15 protein-coding genes are annotated in these 22,117 nt (G+C 46.2%); 10 read left to right on the top strand and 5 right to left on the bottom strand.

Annotation, left to right across the window (positions count from 1 at the left end; all coding sequences use genetic code 11):
- Window positions 1-499: 499 nt before the first annotated feature.
- From HFD99_RS10310 to HFD99_RS10290, 5 genes are all read left to right on the top strand, one after another.
- Window positions 500-817, top strand: a complete 318-nt coding sequence (locus HFD99_RS10310) for a PTS sugar transporter subunit IIB (protein ID WP_013312603.1) — start codon at window positions 500-502, stop codon at window positions 815-817.
- Window positions 810-1,142, top strand: coding sequence for a PTS lactose/cellobiose transporter subunit IIA (locus HFD99_RS10305; protein ID WP_016822628.1), 333 nt, complete (start codon window positions 810-812; stop codon window positions 1,140-1,142). Before HFD99_RS10310 ends, HFD99_RS10305 begins: the two co-directional genes overlap by 8 nt.
- 84 nt (window positions 1,143-1,226) lie before the next feature.
- Entirely contained in the window at window positions 1,227-2,555 is a 1,329-nt protein-coding gene (gene celB / locus HFD99_RS10300; protein ID WP_016822629.1) for a PTS cellobiose transporter subunit IIC, read from the top strand.
- A 74-nt stretch (window positions 2,556-2,629) separates the two neighbouring features.
- Entirely contained in the window at window positions 2,630-4,039 is a 1,410-nt protein-coding gene (locus HFD99_RS10295) for a glycoside hydrolase family 1 protein (RefSeq protein ID WP_031462474.1), read from the top strand.
- A gap of 212 nt (window positions 4,040-4,251) precedes the next feature.
- The gene (locus tag HFD99_RS10290) at window positions 4,252-4,962 is read left to right on the top strand and encodes a GntR family transcriptional regulator (RefSeq protein ID WP_016822631.1); all 711 of its coding nucleotides are present in this window, start codon (window positions 4,252-4,254) and stop codon (window positions 4,960-4,962) included.
- A 98-nt stretch (window positions 4,963-5,060) separates the two neighbouring features.
- Here HFD99_RS10290 and HFD99_RS10285 read toward each other — a convergent pair whose 3' ends face one another.
- Window positions 5,061-6,602, bottom strand: a complete 1,542-nt coding sequence (locus tag HFD99_RS10285; protein ID WP_019688978.1) for a family 43 glycosylhydrolase — start codon at window positions 6,600-6,602, stop codon at window positions 5,061-5,063.
- Window positions 6,603-7,008: 406 nt separating this feature from the next.
- Here HFD99_RS10285 and hmpA point away from each other — a divergent pair, with 406 nt between their 5' ends.
- On the top strand, window positions 7,009-8,238 hold the full coding sequence (hmpA, locus tag HFD99_RS10280) for an NO-inducible flavohemoprotein (protein WP_123797800.1): 1,230 nt from the start codon (window positions 7,009-7,011) through the stop codon (window positions 8,236-8,238).
- A gap of 108 nt (window positions 8,239-8,346) precedes the next feature.
- Here hmpA and serS read toward each other — a convergent pair whose 3' ends face one another.
- A complete protein-coding gene (gene serS / locus HFD99_RS10275; RefSeq protein WP_019688976.1) occupies window positions 8,347-9,636 on the bottom strand; it encodes a serine--tRNA ligase in 1,290 nt (429 codons plus the stop codon).
- A gap of 717 nt (window positions 9,637-10,353) precedes the next feature.
- Between serS and HFD99_RS10270 the strand changes: the two genes are divergently transcribed.
- The 4 genes from HFD99_RS10270 to HFD99_RS10255 all read left to right on the top strand — a co-directional run bounded on the left by HFD99_RS10270 (window position 10,354) and on the right by HFD99_RS10255 (window position 17,797).
- A complete protein-coding gene (locus HFD99_RS10270) occupies window positions 10,354-12,906 on the top strand; it encodes a DUF2339 domain-containing protein (RefSeq protein WP_123797799.1) in 2,553 nt (850 codons plus the stop codon).
- Between the two features lie 162 nt (window positions 12,907-13,068).
- Window positions 13,069-14,418, top strand: coding sequence for a sodium-dependent transporter (locus HFD99_RS10265; protein WP_016822637.1), 1,350 nt, complete (start codon window positions 13,069-13,071; stop codon window positions 14,416-14,418).
- 166 nt (window positions 14,419-14,584) lie between these two features.
- A complete protein-coding gene (locus HFD99_RS10260) occupies window positions 14,585-16,639 on the top strand; it encodes an acyltransferase family protein (protein WP_123797798.1) in 2,055 nt (684 codons plus the stop codon).
- Window positions 16,640-16,840: 201 nt separating this feature from the next.
- On the top strand, window positions 16,841-17,797 hold the full coding sequence (locus tag HFD99_RS10255; RefSeq protein WP_016822639.1) for a polysaccharide deacetylase family protein: 957 nt from the start codon (window positions 16,841-16,843) through the stop codon (window positions 17,795-17,797).
- Between the two features lie 74 nt (window positions 17,798-17,871).
- Here HFD99_RS10255 and HFD99_RS10250 read toward each other — a convergent pair whose 3' ends face one another.
- The 3 genes from HFD99_RS10250 to HFD99_RS10240 form a co-directional block, all read right to left on the bottom strand.
- Window positions 17,872-18,999, bottom strand: coding sequence for a glycoside hydrolase family 88/105 protein (locus tag HFD99_RS10250; RefSeq protein ID WP_107733716.1), 1,128 nt, complete (start codon window positions 18,997-18,999; stop codon window positions 17,872-17,874).
- 46 nt (window positions 19,000-19,045) lie between these two features.
- Window positions 19,046-20,578 (bottom strand): MFS transporter, encoded by a 1,533-nt coding sequence (locus tag HFD99_RS10245; RefSeq protein WP_123797797.1) that lies wholly within the window; start codon window positions 20,576-20,578, stop codon window positions 19,046-19,048.
- 111 nt (window positions 20,579-20,689) lie between these two features.
- Window positions 20,690-22,039: a right-handed parallel beta-helix repeat-containing protein gene (locus tag HFD99_RS10240; protein WP_123797796.1), complete on the bottom strand. Its 1,350-nt coding sequence runs from the start codon at window positions 22,037-22,039 to the stop codon at window positions 20,690-20,692.
- Window positions 22,040-22,117: the final 78 nt, after the last annotated feature.

Here is a 22,117-nt window from a genome sequence, read left to right as displayed (position 1 = left end):
AAGCTCCTTTGTGAGTTGATTTTTAACTTCGGGCTTCAAAGAATCCTGCCCTCATACGTAGGGCCTTCCATAATATAGACGATAAAAATGTAGGAATGTTTCTTGATATTCAAAATTTTTCTAATTTTCAGTGCGTGAAAGCTCTACTTTCATGTAGGATGCTTGTTCATCTCGTCTCTACTCATCTCTTCTGACCTCAGCTATTCTTTGGCTACGGAGGGGCTATCAAGCCTATTCCGTAGCTCATGTTAACATTTTACAGAATCGAATAACATATCATTGGCAGAATCTCTTATAGTGAAAATCGATTATTATTGAGAGATTAAAGATGAGGGATCAGTTCACTTTCAAAAAAAAAAGAAGAAAATGTGTCATTTTAAAAAAAGTCTATACATATATGTTAAATGTATAGACAAATTCAAAAAGCGGATTTATAATTACGCTGTAAACGTTTTCTAGTAGTTATCATCCAATCAGACCTTGAAGGGAAGGAACAATCATGAAGAAAATTTTACTGGCGTGCAGCTCAGGTATGTCTACAAGTTTGCTGGTTACTAAGATGCAGGATTATGCTAAGTCCATTGGAGACGAGGCTGAAATTTGGGCAGTAGGTCAAGATCAAGCCGCAGAGGACATGGCTAAGGCTGATGCTGTATTGATCGGCCCGCAAATGAGTTTTCTTAAAGGACAGCTGGAAAAGGAAGCAGCCCAATATGGTATTCATGTAGAAGTGATTGACATGATGGCCTACGGAATGGTTGACGGTAAGAAAGCCTACGAACAGGCTGTGAAACTGGTGGAACGTAAAAATGGATAAAGTTAATATAGCTGATCTGACGGAAGAACAAATTAGTTTCCAACTTATTTTGCATAGTGGAAGCGCTCGCAGCAAAGTGATTCAGGCGCTGACTGAATACAGAAATGAAAATGTAGAAGGTGCGGACGATTTGCTCAAACAAGCCAAGCAGGATTTACGTGCCGCGCATGATATCCATTTTCAAATGGTTAAGAAGGAAGCGGGAGGAACCCAAACTCCCTTCTCGCTCCTTCTAATGCATGCCGAGGATCATTTGATGTCCACGGCTACCATGAAGGATTTGGTTCAAGAGCTGCTGGAGCTGTTCAAATCCAGAAGTTTATAGCTGGACCTGTAAATTTGTGAATTTTGGGACATGAAATGCTTGCAACCCTATTGATGCAAGTCACTTCGCGGGGAGGAATAGGCTTTGTTTGAAAAATTAAGCCGGATACTGATACCTATTGCCGGTAAACTGAACAACAACCGCTATCTTACTGTACTGCGTGATGCATTCATGCTGTCATTTCCATTAACAGTTTTTGGCTCCATTATTGTAGTTATTATTAATCTGCCGTTTCTAAAAGGGTGGATGGGCGACGGCAATTATGCGACTTTTAGCAGTCTGCTGAACATTGCGCCTAATGCCACACTGAATATTATGACCTTATTTGTCATCGTCGGGATTGGTTATTATCTATCTCGAAGTTATAAGGTCGAGCCCATATTCGGCGGTATGATCGCGTTGGCCAGTTTCTTAATGCTCACCCCTTTTGTACTGACACAAGAAAGCGGTGCCACGATTGCTGGTGTCATTCCGGTGGACCGGATCGGTGCCAAAGGCATGTTCCTTGGTATGATCGTCGCCTTTATCGCGGCTGAGATATACCGGAGGGTGACACAGCGAAATTTTGTCATTAAAATGCCTCCAGGTGTTCCGCCAGCCGTTGCCAAATCGTTTGCCGCTTTGCTTCCGGCATGTATCACATTGGGTATATTTTTGATCATTAATGTTGTAGTTACACTGACCCTTCACAATAACCTGCATGATCTGATTTATCATGCCGTACAGGCACCGCTGGTGCATTTGGGCAGTGGTATTATACCTACATTAATTGCTATTTTCTTTGTACAGCTTTTATGGTTCTTTGGGCTTCATGGTCAGATTATTATCAACTCGGTTATGGACCCAATCTGGAATACACTGGCACTTGAAAACTATGAAGCGTACTCCAAAGGAGCGGAACTGCCGCATATTATCACCAAGCAGTTTGTGGATATTTATACAGTAGGTATCGGTGGTACAGGTATGACATTGGCTGTCGTGCTTTCGATTCTGATCTTCCTGAAGAGTAAGCAATTGAAGCAGGTCAGTAAGCTGGCCCTTGGACCAGGTCTGTTTAATGTCAACGAACCCGTCATATTCGGTCTGCCGATTGTGATGAATCCGCTTATTTTTGTTCCGTGGGTCATTTCTCCAATGATCGTTACGCTGATTACTTACTTTGCCATGACTACGGGGATTGTACCGCCGCCCAACGGGATACAGGTTCCTTGGACGATGCCGTTGTTCTTTAGTGGAATGATGGCTACGGGTTCTCTAATGGGAGGCATACTGCAGTTGTTTAATATGGCTGTCGTCTTTGTCATCTGGTTCCCGTTCCTGAAAATTATTGATCGGATGAACGTTCGTAAGGAGCAGGAAGAGGAGCTTAAACAAGCAGCCGTTGCAGGTAAGGATCAAACTGTTGGAATGTAACATGAATGAGCTGCTAGTGTAGTGGACTTGTTCTTTGCAAAAGAGAGAGGAGTAGAGCTGTGAATCATACCGAAATGAAAGATATAGAGCAGCAAGCCATTCAATACCGTTTTCCGACTGACTTCTGGTGGGGTTCCTCAGCTTCGGCTACCCAGACAGAAGGAACTGTGGAGGGAGACGGCAAAGGACCGAACATTTGGGATTATTGGTTTGAGCAGGAGCCGAACCGTTTCTATGACGGGGTCGGTCCTGCTGATACATCCCGTTTCTATACCCGTTATAAAGAGGATATTGCACTCATGAAAGAGCTTGGCCACAACTCTTTCCGGTTCTCTATCTCCTGGTCACGCCTGTTTCCGGCAGGGAAAGGTGAAATAAACCAGCAGGCGGTTCAATTTTATAATTCCGTCATTGAAGAGTTGCACCAGGTGGGCATTGAGCCGTTTGTGAATCTGTATCATTTTGATTTGCCGATGGCTTTACAGGAAAAAGGAGGCTGGGTAAACCGCGAGACGGTCGAAGCTTACGTGGATTACGCGAACACTTGCTTTGAGTTGTTCGGGGATCGTGTAGCCAAATGGTTTACGCATAACGAGCCAATTGTCCCGGTGGAAGGCGGCTATCTATACGATTTCCACTATCCCAATGAAGTGGATTTCGGTAAAGCTGTACAGGTGGGATATCATACCCTGTTATCGAGCGCCAGTGCCATTAAGGCTTACAGAGAAGGCGGCTATAAGGGCAAAATCGGTATTATTTTGAACCTGACGCCGAGCTATCCGCGTAGTCAGCATCCGGCAGACGTGCAGGCTGCTGAAATATGCGACGCGTTCTTTAACCGTTCCTTTTTAGACCCATCTGTGACGGGAGAATTTAACCCTTTGCTTGTGGAGCTGTTACGCCAAGAGGGATTTGTACCGAGCATGGAAGACGGAGATCGGGAGATTATACGCCAGGGTACTGTAGACCTGCTGGGGATTAACTATTATCAGCCGCGCAGAGTCAAGGCTCGCGAAAGTCTCCCAAATCCAGACGCACCTTTTGTGCCGGAACGATTCTTCGATTATTATGCCATGCCTGGTCGTAAGATGAATGAGATGCGAGGCTGGGAGATTTATGAGAAGGGCATTTACGACATTCTGACCAATGTCAGAGAAAATTACGGCAACATTGAATGCTTCATTTCAGAAAACGGAATGGGCGTTCAAGGTGAAGAAAAATTCAGAGATGAGCAGGGTATGATCCGCGATGATTATCGTATTGATTTTATCCGTGAGCATCTCAAATGGGTCCAACGAGCTATCTCAGAAGGGTCCAATGTGAAAGGCTATCACTTATGGACGTTTATGGACAACTGGTCCTGGACGAACGCATATAAGAATCGCTACGGCTTTGTATCCGTGGATCTTCAGAACGAGGGTAAAAGATCCGTTAAGCAGAGTGGGTACTGGTTCAAACAAGTGATCGAAAATAACGGATTCTAAGGTAAGGTGGGGGGTGGTCCTTTGGACCGCCTTTTTTTCTTCATTGCTGAAAGGAAGCTGTGCTGTATACCGCTGGTGAGAAAGTATAATGTTCGGTATACTTACTATACCGTCATACCTTAACGTCCCGCCTGCAGAACAGAAAAACCAGCGCTACCGATATTTTGGTAAAATGCTGACATAAAACAATTTTTAGTACAGGTGGTAGACAGATGAACAAATACGAGCGGATTGCACAAGAGGTCAAAGAGCGTATTATGAATAAGACCTACTGCAGTGATGATCCCATCCCTGATGAGATCTCATTGGCAAAAGAGTTTCGTGTAAGTCGAATGACGATTAAGAGGGCATTGGACACATTGGTGATGGACGGACTGCTGAATCGTAAAAGAGGACACGGAACCTTTATCGTTAAATCGGTCTACAATGGCCCGGTTAATGTCGTTGTAAATGAAATGCTGGGGCTGACCAACGTACTGCGCGGGAAAGAAATCAAAAGTAAAATCATAGCCTTTGACGTTCAATTTCCATCCGAGGAAGTAGCGACTCATCTGTTTATTGACGTCAATTCTCCTGTATATCATGTGATCCGTCTGCGTGTTGTGGAGGGCGAACCCTATGTTATCGAGCGCACGTACATGCCAACGAAGCTGATTAGCGGTATTACCGAGGAAGTGTTGTATGGCTCGGTGTACAAACATATTAAGGAGGAGTTGGGCCTTAATATTGTCGGTTCACATCGTACCATCCGGGCATCCAAGTCGACGGAACTGGATCGGGAGCATCTGGATTGTGCAGCAGATGACCCAATCTTGGAAATTGAGCAAGTGGGTTATCTGGATACGGGGATACCATTTGAATACTCATTCTCGCGCCATCGGTATGATAAATTTGTGTTCACCACAGTGAATCGGATGCGTTGAGCCAGTGAGTAAGAAACGGATGGTAAAGCACAAGCATGGCAGAAGAAGGCCTAACTGATGTGGGCACTCTCCTGCCATGTTCTTTTTAATGAAGCAAATTAATTGCCAAGCAATCTCACTTCATGCACCGTCGGAGTATACCAGTTGTTCGGATTATTGAATAGCACTGCATTTACAAGATTGATTCGCACGTAACGGGCTTGAAAATTAACTTTGTCACTGGTAAAGCCGTATGCAGTATTGCTCGTACGGTCAATGGTGGAATAATGAACGCCATCCGTACTATATTCGATCTTATACTTGTAATATGCCTCAGATCCTTTGTACATAAACCATGAAATATCCACTTCGTTAATCGTCTTGGTACTGCCCAAATCCACCTGCCACCAAGCAGGCCAGGATGCAGATGTAGCCTTCCATGAGGTTTGGGGATTGCCATCGTTCGCCAGTGAGGCCGGGGAAGCAGATGCGGCTGAACTGGCAGTAGCTGTTTTGCCTTGCGCGTGATTCACAAGGGATGGTAGGATGACTGTGCCTGTGGCAGCATCCATATCCCAGCTACTGTACCAGTTCAGGGTAGCCGTTTTATTGGAGTCATTCAGGGTCAGTGGCAACCAGATGAATTTGTGATCGCTCAGATTGAGCGGGTTCCAACGATCGCCCATATAGATGTAACTGGTTCCTGCGCTGCCTGTAATTGTGGCGATGGAGTGGATTTGCGAGCCGTAAGCCGCCGGATCACCGAAAGGCGACAAAGCAGACCAGCTTCCAGTCATGGAGCTGGCGGTTGCATAAGCACCCTGATTCGGATACCAGCCGGATGCCTGCGAGGTGAACAGGTAGTAGGTGTTGTTCTTTTTCACAACAGCAGGCGCTTCACGATAACCATTTTCAAAAATCCAGCCAACGAATGACTGCACGCCTGTATAATCGGCTGTCAGCTTGAAGATCGCCATCGTATCGTTGGCGCCGCCATTTTTACGTGAAGCTGTAATGAGGTAACCGCTACCGTCGGTATCCGTAAACACCGTCATATCACGGGACTCATAATTCAGCGGGCGGAAGCTGCCTTGATAGGTGAAATTCCCGTCAGGCGTATCGCTGGTAGCAACAGCTACGCGACCGAGTGAGTAGTCTGTGCCATTTTCATAGTGTGCCCATAGTACATATTTTCCGGTAGATTTGTTGTAAATGACTTTAGGCCGCTCAATTTTGCTTGAATTCAACTCAGGGGCGGAATCTTTGGTGAGAATACTACTGCGGAAAGACCAATTTTTCAGATCGGTTGAGGTATATACGTTCACTTTTTCAAATTTCCAGTTCTCAGCGTGCTCGCCGTACCAATAATAAGTGGAACCTACTTTTAGGATATTGCCGCTGTTCGCCTGAATCGGGTTTCCTGCGGTGTCCTTCCAATCCGTTCCATTCGTAATGGCTGTGCTTGCTGTTGCACTCAAGGACAGTTCTGCATTAGCGGCGTCCAAACCATTCAGCGATGGGTTCATCTCGCTCCCATAGGTTGCTTGCGTAACGCCTGTTGTATTGGCATGTACTGCATCAGGTTGAAGGCCTGCACCGACCACTGCGATTATAATACAAATCCATGGGGCTAACCATTTGCTGTTGTTGATCCACTTCACGATATCATCTGCCTCCTTTAACACGGATAGGATGGGCCAGAAGGGCTTGTCCGGCACCTCACCTTTGATTTTATCTTAATTGGAAGCGTTTACAAGTGGAATAAATTGAAGTCTTTAGAATCATAAATTGGAATCGGTACTGAATGAAAATGGGAATGTTGGTCGGCTGAGTTAAAAGAAGCGTCTCTTTGCCTACTTGTGGATGTGCTATTATCTACACCAGGAATGTATATAATTGTGCGTTTTGTCATTGACACGTTCACATTATTTCAAATTTAAAGTGACTGGAATCACATAAACGGTTACTTTATGTGGGTATACTTGCTTTAATTGAAGGTTAACAAAAGGGAGCTATGTTGTAACGCCTTTTGTTCATCATTATTTTGGAGAAAAGAGGGATACAACAATGCTAAGTGAGCAAACCATTGCAACGATCAAATCGACTGTACCTGTTTTGGAGGTACACGGAACTACAATCACCAAGCGTTTTTATCAGATGATGTTTGAGGCCCATCCCGAGCTTCTCAATATATTTAATCATGCGAATCAGAAGCAAGGACGTCAACAGGGGGCGCTGGCCAATGCTGTATATGCGGCCGCACAGCACATTGACCGTCTGGAGGAAATTCTTCCGGTGGTACGCCAGATTGCACATAAGCATCGTAGTTTGGGGATTAAGCCAGAGCATTATCCGATCGTCGGAAAATATCTGCTAGCTGCGATCAAAGACGTGCTGGGGGATGCAGCAACGGATGAGATCATTAATGCATGGGCCGAAGCCTATGGTGTGATTGCGAATGTATTTATAGATGTGGAAGCTGAAATGTACAAGGAGGCTGAACAGCAGCAGGGAGGTTGGTCAGACTTTAAGAACTTTGTTGTACAGAAAAAGGTTAAGGAAAGCGAGCGAATTACGTCCTTTTACCTGGTGCCGCAGGATGGACAGGTGCTGCCTGCATTCGAGCCTGGGCAATATATCAGCTTGAAGATGGAGATTCCGGGTGAACATAATACTCATATCCGTCAATATAGCCTTTCTAGTGCACCAGGAAAACCTTACTACCGGATATCCGTAAAACGAGAGGATGCTGTAGGGTCTCGTCCAGCGGGCAAGGTATCTGTGTATCTGCATGAGCACGTGCAGGAGGGCGATGTACTATTGGTATCTGCACCGGCGGGTGACTTTACCCTGGATCGGACAGATCGCAGACCTGTTGTATTAATCAGTGGTGGAGTCGGGCTCACCCCGATGGTCAGCATGCTGGCTTCCCTGGTGGAAACTGCTCCGAATCGGCCCGTCACTTTTGTCCACGCAGCAGTCAGCGGAGATAACCATGCTCTGCGTAATGAGGTGGAAGAACTAGTCGCCACACATGCACAGGCGGCTGTTCGGTGGTGCTACAGCAGACCAACCGAGCAGGATCGTCTAGCTCAGGCCTTTCATAAGGAAGGACATCTGGATCTGGCCTGGCTGCAATCCGTGATACCGGAACGTAACGCTCAGTATTATTTTTGTGGCCCTGTGGGATTCATGCAATCGGTATACGGCCTGTTGAAAGAGTGGAATATCCCTGCATCGGATATCCACTATGAATTTTTTGGCCCTGCTAGTGCATGGGAAGCAGAAGCGCAGTGAGACATTAAAAAAAGGCGAAGGATGGTTGTCCTTCGTCTTTTTTGTGTTTATGACTATGAGGAAATCCTACTCATTGGCTCTACGCTTCTTCAAAGTGTGCCCATATTTTCATGACATGGGAGGACGCAAAAATTCTATATGCTGCGGCATATACTGGCGTAAAGCTTCTGGAATGCGGATCGAACCGTCCTCCTGTTGGTGATGCTCTAGCAACGGGATCAAGATCCGAGGCGAAGCGACCGCTGTATTGTTAAGTGTGTAACAATATTGTAGCTTGCCGTCCGCATTACGGTACCGGATGTTGGAACGACGCGCCTGAAAATCAAGCAACTGGGACGACGAGTGTGTTTCGCCGTAAGCCTGTCTGCTAGGCATCCATGTCTCAATGTCCACCTGCTTGTAGGTTTTTTGCGACATGTCGCCTGTACAGACAGCCATCTTACGGTAGGGGAGCTCCAGCAGTTGAAGCAGATCTTCCGCATTGCGCGTAATCTCCTGAAACATCTGCTCTGAAGCTTCCAGACTCGCTTCGCAGATGATGACCTGCTCCACCTTGGCAAACTGGTGCACACGATACAGTCCGTGCACGTCCCTTCCGGCCGAGCCAACCTCGTTGCGGAAGCATACGGATACCGCCGCCAGCCGAATCGGGTCTGTAACGTCCATAATCTCACCGCTGTAATACGAGACCAGCGGAACTTCCGAGGTGCCTACAAGCCATTGATCTTCTCCAGCGATACGGTACGTCTGATCCAGTCCAAGCGGGAAAAAGCCAGTGCTGCGCATTGCCTCAGAGCGTACCATTAATGGTACGTCCAGCAGCTGAAATCCTCGTTCGCTCAGCAGATCAACAGCAAGCTGCTGTACAGCCCGGTGCAACGCGACCCCAGCTCCCGTCAGATAATAGTTACGGGTACCGGCTGTTTTGACACCGCGAGGCACATCGATCAGGTTGTGAAGCTGGCCGAGCATCATATGATCCTTGGGTTCAAATCCAAAGTCAGGTATCGTTCCGACCCGTTCCAGTTCTATATTATCTTGATCCGACTGGCCTCGCGGCGTATCCGGGGATACGATATTAGGCATTAGAAGCAAGAGCTGTTGAAACTGTTGCTCTAGTTCCTGTTGCGGGGCTTCCAGAAGATCTAGCCGTCCGTTAATTTCTTTGACCTGCCGCTTAGCCTCATCCGCCTGTTCATTTTTCCCGGCCTGAATTAGCGCCCCAATATCCTGACTACACTGATTACGCATCTGGCGAAGCTGCTCCACTTCCCGAAGCAGCTGCTTTCTCCGATCATCCAGGGTTAACAGCTCTGCGACCGATACTTGTATTCTTTTGTCGTCTGCCGCTCTCTGAACCTGCTCTTGATGCTCTCTAATCCACTTGATATCTAACATGACACCGCACTCCTTTTCGGATAAAAATACAAAAAGCGCCCTCATCCACATGGGACGAGGAGCGCTTTGATCTCGCGGTGCCACCCAAATTGACCGGACAGCATGACAGAAGTCATACTCTCCAATCCACTTTGCTCCGCTTTAACGGGCGGGTCCGGTCTACTTAGGAACATATCGCCATATCGTACACTAACGTATAATCCTTGGCGTAAACGCCTCCGAGTTGGATGCTCTTCACAGGCACAATGTCGTTTGCTTTTTTGTAAGTATACGAATTTTTGGCAGGTTAATCAAGGGCATGAGTCAGTACACTGGATTACTTCCTTTTTTCAACATGATCTTTCCAATAAAAATAAATACACAATGCGATTAAGATAAGTGGAAACAAGTGAAAAGCATCATTGTAACCTACAGAATGGCTGACTCTTAGAACGTATAAAATCCAAAACATGGACATGCTTGCGATCAAAGCTATAGTACCACTTACTGAATACATGTATATTTCTCCTTTCAATTTCGATTTCATGTTTGCGAAGGGGAAAGGTAGGCTTTATTTCTTATGTATTTCCATTCTACTTCATCTGTGATAATGAAACTGGAAGAATATTTAAGTAATAGCCTTAATTCAGCGTTCAAAATGGGCTATAGTCTCTATAATGCTATTTTAATTTCATGTAAAATGTAATGATTACCAAAACGACAGCGATGGAGGGGAACATGGAGGATTTTAAAGATCGTTTACACACGATCCGCCAAGAACAGAACAAGCTGCTCAAGGAGTATCAAACATTAATCGCAGATTACGAAGCTTCAGATATCATTTTGGAAAACGAGGTTCTGCGAAAAAAGTTCGAGGATTATCAGGCTCGCTGCATTCACTTGGAAGAGCGGGTACGACATATTGAGCAGGAAAATGGAAAGCTGCGTACTGCGCTGACGGAGCAGATGTTGAGTGAAAAGGCGAATATGATTCGCATTTCGCGGGAAAAGCTGGAGACCTATTTTTCTTCCAGAACCGCAGAAGGGGAAAACCGGCTGACATCCATTGAATATGGGGCTAAAAACCGGGTGGACCAGCTTATTCAGCAAACCACTCATGAGCTTAAAGAGGATCAGGATGAGATCGTCGCTAGACTGAGACTGTTCTCGGAGGAGATTCGTGACCGGATCATGGAGCAACGCAGGCGGTTTCAGGAAGCAGAGCGCAAATTGCTTCATCAGACGGAAAACGAGCTTCATCAGCTCGAAGAAGAAGAGATCAGTGAAGAAACGATGCAGAAGCGCATGAAGCAGAATCAGTTTGAAATGATGCTGGGATTGAACTGGATTAACAAGCTGGGGATTTTGCTCATTATCTTGGGTGTGGGAGCCGCTTTTAAATACTCATACTCAAACTGGTTTACAGGGAATATGAAGGGCGTTGCGTTCTTTTTGCTAGGAGCGCTGATGCTGGGCGGCGGCGAGTGGTTGTATCGCAAGCAGAAGCAGACCTTTGCGCTCGGTATCTTGGGCGGCGGTATTTCTGTACTGTACGGGTCCATTTTTTATAGCTACTTTTTGCTAGAAATCATAGGAATGTATACAGGTATAGGCTTGTCCGTTCTAGTTACGGTGACCGCTGTGCTGTTGTCCTTAAGATATGAATCTCGAACGATATGTTCCTTCGGTTTAGTAGGGGGATATCTTCCGTTGTTCTCCTATATGGCAGCAAACGGGCTGGAAGGAAACGCCGTGTATATCGCGATGGGCTATCTATTCTTGCTGAACCTGCTGATCCTGCTTGTATCCTTCCGCAAACGGTGGGTCATCGTGCAATATATCAGCTTTCTGCTCAATACCCCATTAATGGTTGTACTCGCGTGGTTATCAGAAAGCAATATAGCCAGCATGCTATATGCAATCATTACATTTGCGATGTATCTCGGGATGACACTGTGGGTGCCGTTCCGACTCAAAACAAAACTATCATGGCTGGATTTCTCCTTGTTGGCTCTGAATACAGTTGTGAGCTGTTCCGTTCTGTATTCTCTGTTCGGCGATGCAGGTCTGGATGATTACAAAGGATTACTGGCACTCGTCTTTTGCTTGGTGTATGGGGGCTTGGGCCAATGGGTACGGCGATATATTCCAGAGGAGAAACAAACCAAAATACTGTTTTATGCGACATCATTGACCTTTGCCATTCTCATGATTCCGTTCCAGTTTGGAGTCAGATGGTTGTCCATGGGCTGGTTAATCGAGGCTGTGCTTCTTACATTGTATGGACATCGCTACCGCTTGAAAGAATTGGAGCGTGCAGGATGGGGCATTCTAGGATTGTGTCTGGGCGCATTCTTTTTCATTGATTTCCCTATATATCTGTTGTCAGGCTTTGAGACAGATTATTTTGGGCTTAAATATACGCTCATTACACTGGGAATGTTGATCGTTACTGTCTTCTATGCGATTGAATATAGTCGTCCGAATGCTTTCAAAAACAATCGTTTGTACGAAATGCATATCATGCAAGGATTTAAGTATGTAGCTTTGGTGAACGTGTACCTCTATCTTTTGTACGAAGCTGGGCATTGGTATAACATCGTCGTATCCGATGAGTTTGCACATTACACCTTGTACAAGGTATTGTTGTTCACCTGCGTATCCCTGGTGTTAGCTTATTTCCTGCCTAAAGTGAAGCTGTTGTACGATCGGGTGATTAAATATTATAGCTTGGCATTGTACGTCATAGGCTACGCGCTGGCATTGGTGGTAACCGTAGCGATTCCAACCTTGCATGAGGATTATGCGCAGAATACGGCTGCTGATTATGTGGCGTTAATTGTACTGGCAGCCTTTAATGTACTGGTATTCTTCAGCAGCAAGGACTTCCTAAACGCACTGATGACGCGACATTATAGAAGTAATGAGCTATATCCGGTCATTATGGGTGTATATTTGTTGGGCATCATTACTGCCTTTCTCGGAGTTCAGTTCCACCTGGGAGACGCAGGTCTTGTGTTCAGTCTGGTGTATCTCCTGTTGGCCATTTTGTATATTGTATACGGCTTCCTCAAGCGAGTGGTCTACATCCGCCGATTTGGGTTGGGCTTGACTCTGCTAGCTACAGGTAAGCTGCTATTGTACGATCTACACCTATTAACGTCGGGAAGCACAATTGTAGCCTATTTCTCCTTTGGGGTTGTATTGCTGGCCATTTCGTATATTTACCAAAAAGTATCCAATCGTATGGGAGAGACCATTATAAAGAAGGATACTGAAGAAAAAATGTAGTTTTTTGTTGTATTGTGTAGATCCCGAACATTATGAAAATAAATCCGGAAATAGTGAAAAATTATGCATGACCTCGCATCCTACTTACGCTATAATGAGAAAAAATTATTTATGTACGCATGCTCAAGTTTATGCGTAAGTAGAGAGAATGAGGGGGATACCATGAATTTGGGCAAGGGGCAGAATAACCTGTCTGATAAGAATGAACGCTTCTCGTCGGCTGGATTCATTTTGGCAGCGATCGGGAGTGCGGCAGGACTAGGTAACATCTGGAAATTTCCGTATATTACCGGACAATATGGCGGAGCTGCATTTTTCTTGTTGTTTATTGTCTGCTTGTTGCTTGTTGGTTTGCCTGTACTTTTAGCAGAGCTTGCGCTTGGTCGTGCAGGTCGAGGAAGTGCTGCCTCTGCAATGGTGAAAGTAGGCGGACATCCAATTTGGGGCAAGATGAGCATTATGTTTGTTATCGTGCCGTTTGTTATTTTGTCGTTCTATGCCATTGTAGGAGGATGGACACTGCATTATGCCGTAGAGGCATTTAGCGGAAGTCTGTTTTCGAATAATGATTTTGCTGGTCAGTTTGCTTCATTTTCCTCTGGCTATGCACCGTTGGTATGGTTGTTAATTGTTTTTGCATTTACAGCAGTCGTGGTTACCCTTGGGGTATCGAACGGAATTGAAAAGTTCAATAAAATTTTGATTCCTGCTAAGGTCATCCTGTTGCTCGTGCTGATGATTAACGCTCTCATGCTGCCAGGTTCTGGTGCGGGTGTATCCTTCTTTTTGAATCCTGACTTTTCTAAGTTAAGTATAGAATCTGCATTGGTTGCTTTGGGACATGCCTTCTTCTCCCTCTCACTGGGGATGGGGATCATGGTCACATATGGTGCTTATGTAGATCGTCGACAATCGCTGGGGGGAGCTATGCTGGCAGTGGGTGGCGGGGATTTAATCTATGCGTTTATCGCAGGTATGATCATTTTCCCTACAACCTTCTCCTTTGGTATTAACCCTGCCCAAGGACCGTCTTTGGTCTTTATTGCTTTACCGGCTGCATTCTCTGCCATGCCTTTCGGAGCTTTCTTCGGCGGTTTGTTCTTCGTATTGCTGGCGGTTGCAGCATTAGGCTCTATGGTATCCCTGCTGGAGGTACCCGTAGCTTATGTTATGGAGCGGTTCCGTTGGGGCCGGGTACGCTCGGTTGTCATCGTATCGATCCTGTGTCTGTTGCTGGGTGTCCCTTCTGCATTGTCGATGGGGTTGGTTCCAGAGTTAAAGGTGGGCGACAAATCTTTCTTTGACTTTGTTGACTTCACAGCGTCCAACATCTTCTTGCCATTGGGCGGCTTACTGATAGTTATATTCACAGGGTACTACTGGAAAACTGCTGGCGAGCATGCCAATCTCAAGCCTTTCTGGTTCCGTGTATGGTTGTTCGGCCTTCGGTATGTTGCACCGATCCTGATGTTGTTGGTCTTCCTTCATACTTCAGGGATCATCAAATTTTAATAGACACGAATTAAGAAAAAGGTATTTTCTTCCTAAGGGAAGAGATACCTTTTTTTGTATATCTATCAGTGGTTACCTAACTGTGGAAAGGAATGATATAATAAAAACATTGTCATTAATTTTAACTTCAATGAAATCATTACGATTATGAAGTTTTATATAATGAATGAAAAGGCTACAGGGCATCGCACAGACGATGTGCAGGAGAGGGAAAGGGCAGAAGAGCATTGAAACAGACAGAGAGTTCGAATTTGCAAGAAGGACAGCGGCTGAAATGAAGTCTAATCGGTTGTCGTCACAACGTCGTTATATGCCAGGTTTGGATGGATTAAGAGCACTGGCGGTCATCGCAGTCATTGTGTATCATTTGAATCCGGATTGGTTACCGGGTGGTTTGTTGGGTGTAGGCGTGTTTTTTACGTTGTCGGGGTATCTGATTACAGATATTCTAGTCAGTCAGTGGGATACATATCATAGTTTTAAAATGAAAGATTTCTGGGTGCGTCGTGCCAGAAGGTTGCTGCCTGCCATGCTGACGGTTGTGACTGTCATTGTCCTGTGCTCGTTGCTCTTCGATCCGTCACGGCTTACGGCCTTGCGCGGAGATGTACCTGCCGCATTGGTGTATATGAGCAATTGGTGGTTTATTTTCCATCAGGTTTCGTATTTTGAAAGTTTCGGTCCTCCTTCTCCGCTTGGGCATCTGTGGTCGCTGGCGGTGGAGGAACAGTTTTATATCCTGTGGCCTTTACTGCTGGCGCTTGGGCTGAAGTACATGCCCAAGCGTATTGTACTGGCCGGATGGGTGATTTGTCTGGCGTTAATATCCGCGCTCCTGATGGCCGTGATTTACGTACCGGGGAGCGATCCGAGCCGGGTATATTATGGCACGGACACACGCGGCTTCGCTCTACTGATTGGTGCGGCGCTGGCCTTGGTATGGCCAAGCGGCAAGCTGAAAGGGCATGCTTCGGCGAAGGCGCGCTTGCTTCTCGATGGCGTCGGTGCAATCAGCTTGCTGCTGCTATGCCACTGGGCGTGGGCCTCGAATGAATATGACCCAGCTCTGTACCGCGGCGGCTTGCTGGGGATTGCGGTGGTCACTGCTATTGTGGTTGCAGCATTGGCACACCCGGTGAGCCATCTCGGTCGCCTGCTTGGACGCAAGCCGCTGCGCTGGATCGGCGCCCGTTCCTACGGACTGTATCTATGGCATTTTCCAGTTATCACGCTAACGACACCTCAGGTGGATACCGATGGTGTGCATGTGATGCGTATCGTTATACAATTGCTGGCTACCATACTGCTGGCGTCTCTCTCGTTTAAATATATCGAGGAACCGATTCGGCATGATGGATTCCGGCACTGGATTGCAGGAATTCGTTCAGCGGTTCGTCGGCAGATGCGGTGGAGATGGATCTCTACAACCGCAACAGCAATGCTTTGTATAGGTATTGGTGTGGGTACCGTTCACCTGTACGTGGTATCTCCTGACGCAACGTTGCAGGCAGCATCTAGTGATGAGCAGCCAATTGCCAAGGCAAAGGCGATGCCGCCGCTTCATGGAACGGTGTCCGTAGCTTCCAAGGAGCCTACAGCCACCAAGCCGCAAGGAGTCAAGGACAGCAAGGCTTCGTCCCAAGCCCAGGCGCCTAAAAATACGGCAGTCAAGGCTGGTACTACGGATGGCGTTACGACGCAGACGGAACCTTCGACCACATCCCAAGAAGCTAAGCCTATGACAGGCGATGGCTCTAGTGTGACTGCCATTGGAGACTCTGTCATGCTCGATGTACAGTCGTACATTCAGGAATCCTTCCCAGGGGCTGTTGTGGATGGACGGATTGGCCGCCAAATGGCGGAAGCGCCTGCCGTACTGGAGCAACTGAGACAGAACGGACAGCTGGGCAAGACGGTTATTATTGAGCTGGGTACGAACGGCGCTTTCACCAAGGACCAGCTATCCAATCTGCTCGCCAGTCTGAAGGATACAAAGCATATTATACTTGTGAATACCCGTGTACCTCGGCCTTGGGAGAGCATTGTGAACAAGCATCTTGCTGAGGCTGCATCCCAAGACCCACGAATTACAATGATTGACTGGTATGCAGCAAGCTCCGGTAAAAACTCATATTTTGAGCATGATGGAGTACATTTAAAACCTAAAGGCGCTAAAGCCTATGCGTCTTTACTGGCTCAGGCCCTAACGAAGCAATCTTAATGAACAGAACCGCAATGATATTCATAAATTATGCAAATGCAAGATAAGAAACCACCGGGAGTAGGTTGTCCGTCCCCTGGTTGAAGTGCAACCTTAAACTTTCATCGGTCAAACCTCCCGGTTTTCCAATGTTCGTTGTAAGGTGCGCTTTCACCCTGCTCCGGTGGTTTTTCTTATTTTAGGGTGGAGGTACATAATCTAATGGAAAAGGGTTATTCACATAGTAGAACAAGAGAGCACCGCTTGAAGAGGAACAAAAGAAGGCTGATGCTGATTGCTATTGTATTATTTGTGGCAGGCTGCATTACTTTTATTGCGATAAAGGTCTCAGATAGCAAACCACATGCGCCGACTCAGGAGCTTGCTAAAAAAACAGATTCTGTATCCAAGGACTCATCCAAAGTTAAAGCCAGCGCAGGGGCAAACAATAAAGCAGCCTCTCCAAAAAATGATCCCGGTGTAGAAGACGGTGCCTTTGTTGAAAAATATTTAAATCAGCAAATGCTAGGAAAGATGCCTGATGGAGCCGATGGTAAAAAGGTGGCCTACTTATCCTTTGATGACGGTCCATCTGTGACGGTCACCCCCCAAATATTAGACATTCTGAAAAAGCAAAAGGTCAAGGCAACCTTTTTTATTGTAGGAAAAGAAGCCAATGAGAATGAGCATACCCGGAACCTTATCAAAAGAATTGTCAAAGAGGGTCACGCGATAGGAAACCATACGTACTCACATAACTATAAGTATTTATATCCGAACAGACGAGTAAATACGGATCATGTTATGCAGGAGATCGAGAAGAACAATCAGGTTCTAAAAAGCATTCTGGGACCAGAATTCTCCACCAGAATGATCCGATTCCCCGGGGGGCACATGACATGGAACAGAAGAGATCCACAAGGAATGGCCGCTCTGGATAAGGTTTTACTTCAAAAGGATTACCATCAGGTGGACTGGAATGTATTAACGAAGGATGCAGAGGGAAGATCCAAGAAAGCACCCGCACTAATTAATCAGTTTATGAGGTCAGTCAAAGGCCGAGAAAAAGCGATCATACTCATGCATGACACTTATGGTAAAGAAGAAACAGCCAAAGCATTGCCGCAAATTATAGAATATCTGAAGAAACAGGGATATGAATTTAAGGTTATGAAGTAAGATATATATGAGAAAAGGACGGGGCTCATCGCCACCGTCCTTTGTGCTATTTAAAAGTACATAGTCCGCATCATTTAGATGCGCTCTGCTTCACCCATCGCCTGAATGAAAGCTCCGATACCTTTGGGATCGTTAGTTATAATCGGCTCGCTGATATAGTAAGCGAAGGTACCATCCCGGCGATCTTTACCACCTAGACCGCTTACTTGTACTGTTTTGTTCAGATTCACAAGTCCTTCTTCAGTAATCGTAATAAATTCATCAATAATACCTTTACGGGTGATTTCTGCTTCTTGGCGATAATGCTCTGGCAGATAACCTTTGCGAACACCTTTGGCCATAGCGTATAGAATCATGCAGGAAGCAGATGCTTCCAGATAGTTGCCTTTCACATGGCCCAGGTTGAGCACCTGATAAAAGACGCCGCTTTCTTTATCACGCACTTTCAGCAAGGCTTCCAGTGTTTCTCTCAGCATATCAATCAAGACGGGACGATCTGCATGATCTTCTGGAATGTAGTCCAGCACGTCGACGAGTGCCATGACAAACCAGCCCATTGAGCGGCCCCAGAAATTTTTGGAACAGCCGGTTTCCGGGTTGCACCAATGCTGTTCCCGCTTCTCATCCCAAGCGTGATAGAGCAGACCCGTTTCAGGATCACGCGTATGCTTGTAGCATAGCTTGAATTGCAGGGTCACATCGTCAAACTCTGACGGATCTCCGAATTCGCGAATAAACTCAGCATAGAATGGGGCACCCATGTACAAGCCGTCAAGCCAAATTTGATACGGATAAATTTGCTTATGCCAGAATGCGCCCTCGCTTGTGCGTGGATGTTTTTCCAGCTGACTGCGTAATTGGAAGGCTGCCTTTTTATAGCGTTCATCGCCTGTGGCACGATACAGAGTGAAGAGCAGCTTGCCGTTATTCACATGGTCAATATTATACTCATCTACTTTATAGCGCTGAATCACACCATTTTCATCAACAAAGTGATCCATATGTTTTTTTATATATTCCATATACTTGGGATCGCCTGTCAGTTCGCCAACCCATTCCAAACCTCTGTAAATCACGCCATGGTCATATTCCCATTTTTCATAAAATTCCGGACTCCGTTTAATCACGGAATCGCTCATACGTACAGCCCAGGAATCTGTTTTTGTAGGATTTGTTGTTGGTTGCGATGTTGAATTTGCCATGATACAGTCACCTCTTCAGTAAAGTTTAATCTGTATGTTATTGTTGTTACATAGACGGAGTGTGTGTCTTAGGATCAACGGGTTTGTTCTTAAAGCCCACATTATTGTTGCCCCAGCACCGATCGTAGCTGAAGCCTGTTAGTTGTTCGAACACTTTTCGAGCTTCTGGCTTGGCTGATTTCATGGAGCCACCGTTTTTGAGGCGGTCAATCTCGGCGATTAGCTTCTTGTGGCTGTCAATATCCAGCTTCATTACGACAGAAGCAATCATCCCGATGATCGCGAGAACAATAGTACCCACCACGAGTACATAGAAGATAGCGTGCTGAGCAGAGACTGGCTGACTTTCAGCTCCGGATAGAAAGCCAAAGTGCTGTAACACCCAGCCGAGAATGAAAACGACAACAGCCCGCACCATTTTTCCGGCAAAAGTCATCATACCCGCATAAATACCTTCCCGGCGGCGACCAGTCAGCGCTTCATCCACATCGGCAAGGAATGTGTATTGATTCCAAGGGATGTAGTAGACGCCACCTGTACCAAGCCCCATGAGCAGTGTGATGACATATAGCCACATCATCGTATTAGAGGCTCCTGTGAGATAGAGCAGACCATAACCTGCTACGCTAAAGCAAACGACGACGAGTGCGGCGATGAAAGGCATACGAAACCCTTTACGCACACAGAATTGGATGAAGAAATAGGTAGAAATCAATTGAATGACAGAGTTAAAGCTGTTCAGATTGGATACCATCTCCGAGCTTTGGAACAAGGAGAAAACAATGAAGTACGTAAAAGCTGAAGTAAACAGCCACTCAGCTGAAAATCCGCCCAGGTACATCCCGAGATGATGACGGAACGTCTTTACTCGGAAGGTAGAGGAAATGTCGATAAACAACTTTTTCATGGAATCTATAAAGGAAAGTGGAGCTTCACCTTCCAGTTCCTTTTGCAGTTCTTCACTTGGACGTTCCCAGGAGTTTTTGTACAAGAATGCCATGGCAATCAGCAAGATTGCTGCAAAAACGAGACCGGTATACAAGAAAGGCAATGGAGAGTCTTTGCCATAAGCAGCAATAAAGCGACCAGGGATAAAAGCGGCGGCAAAATTGGCAATTTTACCAAACATGGCCTTCCATCCGGTCAGTCTGGAGCGTGCACCGAAATCCCGGGTCATCTCGGATGCTAGTGCTTCATATGGCACCATGACAGAGGTGTACACCAGTTCAAACAGCACGTACGTACTCAGGTAATACCAGAAGCCCAACCCATCTATCCAAAGCATCGGATACACGAGCATCAGCGGAATACCCATCATGATGAAAAAACGGCGTCTGCCGAATTTACGACCTAAGCGGGTTCGGTGAAAGTTGTCGCTGATAAAGCCCATGATCGGATTGCTGACCGCATCTATGATGCTGGCAACAGAGAAAATGGCTGCGGCCTGAACAGGAGACAGTCCGCAAAAGGTTGTATAAAAGTACATTAACCATGCACCGCTAATAGCAAGTGCACCACTTCCCAGCATGTTACCGCTTCCATAGGCAAGTGTATGTTTCAGTGTGATTTTTCGTTCCATGATCTGTTCACCTCATATTTTGTCTGGTTATGAGGACAATCACCGGTCGCTATATTATGCAGAATGGTCTAGGTTGGTAGATGGGCCAGGCGTCCTGATTAGGTGGGGCTTTTACCGTGCCCCTATATTTCCGCTCGGAGTACCCGAGCCAATCAGATCGCTTCCTTTGGCCAGCTTAAGGAAATCACCCAGCTGGATGGAACCGTCTGTACTTCGAGTGATGGAAGGCACGAGACTAACAAAGTCGTCTGCACTGGCTGTGAGACCTTTGGCATTCGTCGTTTTTTTGTTTTTCCACCAGACGTTAGAGTTATCTTGATCCGTACCACTTGTTTTATCACTTGCTGTTCCCTCGAAAGAAAGATTGTTAATGAACACGTGTTCACCCTTATCAAAGGCGAAATTGCTTTGTCCATTGTCCCATGAGGTATTGTTGGTCAAAGTAATGGAGCCAGGGTTGCTATTGTAGGTGAAACCGTGTTTTTTGTTTTGGAAAGCGATACTGTTTTTTACAATATGGTTGACCTTGATTTTGTCTCCACCCAGCTTAAAGCCGTTGCCGTCACTGTTCGCAGTAGACGTTCCATCAGAGGTTTGCCCGTTGTGATGGGCCACACTGTTCAAAATGGTTACGGCACCGATAGGGCCTGTTTCCGTTTTACTGTACAGATCCCAGCCATCGTCTACGTTGTACGCTGCCAAGCAGTTATCGAACACATTGCCTGATCCTACAGTCAGTTTAGCCGCGAAGCCATCGGCATCCTCGCCATTATCGGGATCGGCGTTATCGTGAGAGTAGGAATTCAAAATCAAATTGTTCGCAGGCCACTCACTGGTGGAAGCGTTAGGGGAGTAGCGTCCGAGTTGGAGCCCGGTATCCCGATTGTGGTGGGTCTCGACGTTTTCAATTCGGTTATTGCTGCCGCCAATATAGATACCGTTATCTCCGGCACCTTTGACTTCAAGACCTTTCACCAGCCAGAAGTCCCCGTTAAGCTGAAGTCCCCGATTAGCTGAACCAAAGGCCTGAGCAGAGAAATCAAGTACAGGTTTTTCACTACCGTAAGCGACTAATCCTTTGAGTGAGCCGTTATTGCCGTTATTTCCACGCTGAATTGTAATCGTTGAGGAGTAGGCGTATTTACCACCGCGCAGGTAGATGGTTTTGCCAGGAGCAATTTGTGTCAGTGCTGCTTCGAGGGTGGTAGGACTAGATATGGTACCCGGATTGGACACGTTACCATTTGGAGCCACATACAAATCGCCTGCCGCTAACGTGGTGGAAACAGTTGTTGAATCGGTTGCACTAACTGCCTCCTCTGTGAGTGTGGTAGAGGGGAGGTTGTTGGATGGAATATCCGCGTAAGCGGTTCCAATAAGACAAGAAGAAGCAAAAACAAAAGAAACACCGAGTCTTAGAGCGTTAAAGCCATTTTTTGAACGATCATTCCGTTTAAACATGTAAATTCCTCCTTATCTGAGCTCATATTTTAAAAGAAGATAGCACATATAAAAGTCGCTCATGCTGTCTTTCCATTA

The sequence above is a fragment of the Paenibacillus sp. EKM301P genome, assembly GCF_011800295.1.
Classification (GTDB): domain Bacteria; phylum Bacillota; class Bacilli; order Paenibacillales; family Paenibacillaceae; genus Paenibacillus; species Paenibacillus polymyxa.
Note: the sequence above shows the minus strand (reverse complement) of the source record. Positions and strands in the feature narration are given on the sequence as shown.

Bases quoted from the DNA above. Each gene is read 5' to 3' on its own strand.
- HFD99_RS10310 (WP_013312603.1), top strand. From the start codon at position 500: ATGAAGAAAATTTTACTGGCGTGCAGCTCAGGTATGTCTACAAGTTTG.
- HFD99_RS10305 (WP_016822628.1), top strand. From the start codon at position 810: ATGGATAAAGTTAATATAGCTGATCTGACGGAAGAACAAATTAGTTTC.
- HFD99_RS10295 (WP_031462474.1), top strand. From the start codon at position 2,630: ATGAAAGATATAGAGCAGCAAGCCATTCAATACCGTTTTCCGACTGAC.
- HFD99_RS10290 (WP_016822631.1), top strand. From the start codon at position 4,252: ATGAACAAATACGAGCGGATTGCACAAGAGGTCAAAGAGCGTATTATG.
- hmpA (WP_123797800.1), top strand. From the start codon at position 7,009: ATGCTAAGTGAGCAAACCATTGCAACGATCAAATCGACTGTACCTGTT.
- serS (WP_019688976.1), bottom strand. From the start codon at position 9,636: ATGTTAGATATCAAGTGGATTAGAGAGCATCAAGAGCAGGTTCAGAGA.
- HFD99_RS10270 (WP_123797799.1), top strand. From the start codon at position 10,354: ATGGAGGATTTTAAAGATCGTTTACACACGATCCGCCAAGAACAGAAC.
- HFD99_RS10265 (WP_016822637.1), top strand. From the start codon at position 13,069: ATGAATTTGGGCAAGGGGCAGAATAACCTGTCTGATAAGAATGAACGC.
- HFD99_RS10260 (WP_123797798.1), top strand. From the start codon at position 14,585: ATGAAAAGGCTACAGGGCATCGCACAGACGATGTGCAGGAGAGGGAAA.
- HFD99_RS10255 (WP_016822639.1), top strand. From the start codon at position 16,841: ATGGAAAAGGGTTATTCACATAGTAGAACAAGAGAGCACCGCTTGAAG.
- HFD99_RS10250 (WP_107733716.1), bottom strand. From the start codon at position 18,999: ATGGCAAATTCAACATCGCAACCAACAACAAATCCTACAAAAACAGAT.
- HFD99_RS10245 (WP_123797797.1), bottom strand. From the start codon at position 20,578: ATGGAACGAAAAATCACACTGAAACATACACTTGCCTATGGAAGCGGT.
- HFD99_RS10240 (WP_123797796.1), bottom strand. From the start codon at position 22,039: ATGTTTAAACGGAATGATCGTTCAAAAAATGGCTTTAACGCTCTAAGA.